Annotated in this window: 5 protein-coding genes; 1 reads left to right on the top strand and 4 read right to left on the bottom strand. The window is 65.4% G+C overall.

Going from position 1 to position 4,181, the window contains the following annotated elements; all coding sequences use genetic code 11:
* Positions 1-550: inositol monophosphatase family protein (locus EOA60_RS21530; protein ID WP_281060762.1), on the top strand; the 550-nt coding region annotated here is incomplete at its 5' end.
* Between the two features lie 21 nt (positions 551-571).
* Here EOA60_RS21530 and EOA60_RS21525 read toward each other — a convergent pair.
* The 4 genes from EOA60_RS21525 to EOA60_RS21510 all read right to left on the bottom strand — a co-directional run.
* A complete protein-coding gene (locus EOA60_RS21525) occupies positions 572-1,714 on the bottom strand; it encodes a DegT/DnrJ/EryC1/StrS aminotransferase family protein (protein WP_095823761.1) in 1,143 nt (380 codons plus the stop codon).
* 252 nt (positions 1,715-1,966) lie between these two features.
* A complete protein-coding gene (locus tag EOA60_RS21520; RefSeq protein ID WP_127335986.1) occupies positions 1,967-2,890 on the bottom strand; it encodes a carbohydrate kinase in 924 nt (307 codons plus the stop codon).
* On the bottom strand, positions 2,887-3,333 hold the full coding sequence (locus tag EOA60_RS21515; protein WP_067327918.1) for an RbsD/FucU domain-containing protein: 447 nt from the start codon (positions 3,331-3,333) through the stop codon (positions 2,887-2,889). The genes EOA60_RS21520 and EOA60_RS21515 overlap by 4 nt, the downstream gene beginning before the upstream one ends.
* A gap of 2 nt (positions 3,334-3,335) precedes the next feature.
* Positions 3,336-4,181 (bottom strand): ROK family protein (locus tag EOA60_RS21510; RefSeq protein WP_164899449.1); only part of this gene is annotated, 846 nt, incomplete at its 5' end.

The raw sequence follows: 4,181 nt of genomic DNA, 5'->3' as shown, positions 1-4,181 counted from the left end.
CCTCGTCGACCCGCCCGACGGCACCAAGGAATTCGTCAACCGCCGCACCGATTTCACCGTCAACATTGCGCTGGTGCGCCACGGCGTGCCGGAAGTCGGCGTCGTGTTCGCGCCTTGCACAGGACGTTTCTTCTCCGGTCGGGCGGGGACGGCGGAAGCGATCGACGTTGACGGCGACTATCGTATCGCCGGCCGTCGGCCAATCACCGTGCGGGCAGGCGGCACGCCGCTCGCCGTCGTCGCCAGCCGCTCGCACAACACGCCGGAAACCGAAGCCTTCATCCGCGATCTCGGCGCCACCGAAATCGTCTCGATAGGCTCGTCGCTGAAATTCTGCCTGCTCGCCGCCGCCGAGGCTGACGTTTATCCGCGCTTCGGCCGCACCATGGAGTGGGACACGGCCGCTGGCGATGCGGTGCTGCGCGCCGCCGGCGGCATGACCCGCACGCTGGACGGCCAGCCGCTCGTCTACGGCAAACGCAACCAGGCCACTGACACGGATTTCGCCAACCCGTATTTCATTGCGACGGGGAAGGGCGTGGAGGTTTAATCTCCCGCTCAAGGGCCGAGATTAGGCAGCCGCGACCTGCGCCGAGTTGGAGCCGATATAATTGCGGATCGTCTCGACGATCTTGTCTTGGTCGGCTTCGCTGAGATAGGCGTGCATCGGCAGACAGAGGATCTGCTTCGGCAGCTTCTCCGAAACCGCAAGACCGGTCGGCGTACGCGGATAATCGCGGTAGGCGATTTGTTCGTGCAGCGGCTTCACGTAATAGATGACCGACGGGATGCCTTGTTCGCCGAGATGGGCCTTCAACCCGTCGCGTTTCGGCGTCTCGATGGCATATTGCGCCCAGGCCGAGCGGCCGTGGCCGAGATTGCGTGATGCCTTGACGATGTCGCCAAGCCCATTGGCGTAACGGTCGGCGACCGCCTGGCGGGCCACCATCTCCTCCTCGAGGATGGCGAGCTTCTCGATCAGGATCGCCGCCTGCAGCGTGTCGAGGCGGGAATTGATGCCGACGCGGATGTTGTCGTACTGCGTCTCGCCCTTGCCGTGGAAGGCGAAGGAGCGCAGCTTGTCGGCGAGCGCAGCATCGTTGGTGAACATCGCGCCGCCATCGCCGTAGCAGCCGAGCGGCTTGGCCGGATAGAAGCTGGTCGAGCCGACATGGCCGAAGGCGCCGCACATCGTGCCGTCGGCCGAGCCGCCCATCGACTGGGCGGCGTCCTCGATCACCAGCAGGCTCTCGCGCTTTGCGATCGCCATGATCGCCTCGTAGTCGGCGGCAAGTCCGAACAGGTCGACCGGGATGATCGCCTTCGGCTTCAGCCTTCCTTGCTTCTTGATCATGTCGATCGCCGCCTCGAGGCTGGCGATATCGATGTTGTAGGTGTCGGGATCGACGTCGACGAAGACAGGCTCGGCCTTGGCGAGCGCCACCACTTCGGCCGTCGCGGCGAAGGTGAAGCTTGGCACGAACACGGCATCGCCCGGACCGATGCCGGCCGCAAACAGCGGCAGAAGCAGCGCATCGGTGCCGTTGGCGCAGGCCACCACATGCTTGACGCCGATGTAAGCCGCGAGCTTGTTCTCGAATTCTGCGACTTGCGGGCCGAGGATGTAACGGCCGTCTTCGACCACCGTGTCGATCGCGGCCTTCAGCCGGTCGCGGATTCGTTCGCGCTGCGCGCCAAGATCGATGAACTGCATGTCGGCCTCAGAAGCTGCCAGTAAACCGGCCCGCTGGTACCAGACTTGCCACGGCTGAAAAAGCCGCCCATGGCCAGGGCGAATTGCGCAAGTGTCGCAGCCTGTTACCGTTTTTTGCCTGCGCATTGCCAGAAGAAGCCGGAAATCCGGGCTTCCAAGCGTATTCGAAGCGGCTCTTGTCGCGCTGTTCCGGCCCTTCGAAACATAAAGTGATCGCTCGGGCACGGATCGCCGGCGGGACCGGTCAGCCGATCAGGCGATTTCGTGCCGCCATGGCGGGTTGGCGCCGGCCCGAGATACCGTCACGGCGGCCGCCTTGGCGCCAAGCTCCAGCGCGCTGCGGATGGCTTCCTCCGAGAGGCCGCCGATCGCTGCTTTGGTGAGCAGACCCTGCTCGTGCAGCGAGGCAAGGATGCCGGCATTGAAGGTGTCGCCCGCGCCGACGGTGTCGACCACCTTCACTTTCCGCGGCACCACCGTGACCTTGTGCTCCCTGCTGTAGCCGACGGCGCCTTCGCTGCCATGGGTGACGACGATCAGGCTGGGACCGCGGTCAAGCCAGTTGCGCACGACCTCCTCGTGCGAGCCCGCTTCGTCGAACCAGTTGAGGTCTTCGTCCGACAGTTTGACGATGTCGGCCATCGCCATCATCTTGCGGATGCGCCTCAGATGCTTGGCGTTGTCCGGAATGAAGTTCGGCCGGATGTTGGGGTCGAGCATCATCACCCGGCTGTTGTGCTCGCGCCGCATGAACTCCTCATAGGCCGATCCCGCCGGTTCCGAGATCAGGCTGATCCCGCCGAACAGCATCGCCTCGATCTCGGCGCCGAGCTTCGGCAGGTCCTCGATGGCGAGCATGCGCCCGGCGGTGTTCTCGTCGTAGAACGTATAGCTCGCCTGGCCATCGGTGAGCCGCACGAAGGCGAGCGTGGTCGGCTTGGGCGAGGTGTGCGCATAGGTCGAGCTCACCTTGCTGGCTCCCAGCGCCTCGCGGAGCTGGCCGCCGAACAGGTCGGAGGAGAGACCTGAGAAGAAGCCTGCCGGAGCGCCCAGCCGTCCGAGCGCGACCGCCGTGTTGAACACCGCTCCGCCGACATAAGGCGCGAAGGCCGCTTCGCCTTCCGCTGTCGTGCGCGGCAGCATGTCGATCAGGGCTTCGCCACAGCAGAGGATCATTGTGTCTCGGTTTCCGGCGGATGGATCACGCCCTTACGGATGATGATGTTGGCATAAAGCCTGGGTTCGCTGGTCGCGACGATCGCATGCGCGGCCTTGACGCGTGCATAGAAGTCGGCCCCCGCCAGCGCAATCACCTTGTGCCCCGGCGCGCGTTTGGCGCAGACCGCTTCCATCTCGTGATGCACGGGATCGGCGAGCGCCGGATCGCCTTTGACCGAGGCGCGGAACAGGGCCTCCGGCACCGCCGCATCCACCGGCAGCACGCTCAAAACGGCGTCCAGCACCGGAATGACGGCATGGCCGTCGGCGCGGATCAGCCTGCGCGCCTGTTCCTCGGCCGGATAATTGCCGTCGACGATGGCGATCTCGTCGCCATGGCCCATGGCCCTGAGCGTCGCCAGAAGCTGCGGGCCGAGCAGCGACGGAATGCCGATCAGCATGGTCAGGCGCTCCTGGAAATCGTCGTCGGTCCGATCAGGAAGCGTTCGGAAAGCGGCAGGCTGGCGCCGCCAAGCGCCCGCGCATGGATGCCGACTGTTCCTTCGCGTACGACCGGCAGCTTCAGCCCCTCGGCGTCGATACCGCTGATCGCGTCCGTCACCGCATCGACAAGCCTCCGCCGCACGTCGAGGGGCATCCAGCCGTCGATCACCGCGGCCTCGAAATCGATGACCGACGAGGCGGCAACGATCGCATAGGCCAGCGCTTGTGCAGCACTTGCGATCCAGTCGTCGAGCTCGGCGCCGATCTCGCCCCATTCCTGCGGCGAGGTCCACAGATAGGAGCCGTCGATGCCCTTGGCGCTCAGCGCCTTTTCCAGCATGGCGATCGAGGCGACATCGATAAGCTGTGTCGGCTTGCCGTCCGGCCCGGGCACCGGCATCGAACCCAGGGCGCCGGCATTGCCGGTCGGCCCGCCGAACAGGCGGCCGTTGAGCACGATGCCGCCGCCGGCAAAGGCGCCGATATAGAAATAGACGAAGTCGCGCGCCGCGCCTGCCTGGCCGAAGACGAGCTCTGCCCCGCAAGCGGACGTGGCATCGTTCTGCAGATAGACCGGAAAGTCGCATTGGGACTGGATGTCGGCGCGGATGTCGCGATGGCGCCATTCATCCATGATCTCGCGCGGCGCGCCGGCTGTGTCGGCCCAGCTCCAAAGCTCGAACGGCATGGCGATCCCGAGCCCGGCGATGCGCTTGTCCTGCGCCGGTGTCAGCTCGCCGCGCATTTGTTTGATCCCAGCGCCGACGAACTCCACCGTCTCGCGCAGCGCCGAGCTGGTGCTGAT

It is taken from the genome of Mesorhizobium sp. M1A.F.Ca.IN.020.06.1.1 (assembly GCF_004023265.1).
GTDB lineage: Bacteria > Pseudomonadota > Alphaproteobacteria > Rhizobiales > Rhizobiaceae > Mesorhizobium.
Note: the sequence above shows the minus strand (reverse complement) of the source record. Positions and strands in the feature narration are given on the sequence as shown.

Coding starts and splice junctions, on each gene's coding strand:
- EOA60_RS21525 (WP_095823761.1), bottom strand. CDS start 1,714: ATGCAGTTCATCGATCTTGGCGCGCAGCGCGAACGAATCCGCGACCGG.
- EOA60_RS21520 (WP_127335986.1), bottom strand. CDS start 2,890: ATGATCCTCTGCTGTGGCGAAGCCCTGATCGACATGCTGCCGCGCACG.
- EOA60_RS21515 (WP_067327918.1), bottom strand. CDS start 3,333: ATGCTGATCGGCATTCCGTCGCTGCTCGGCCCGCAGCTTCTGGCGACG.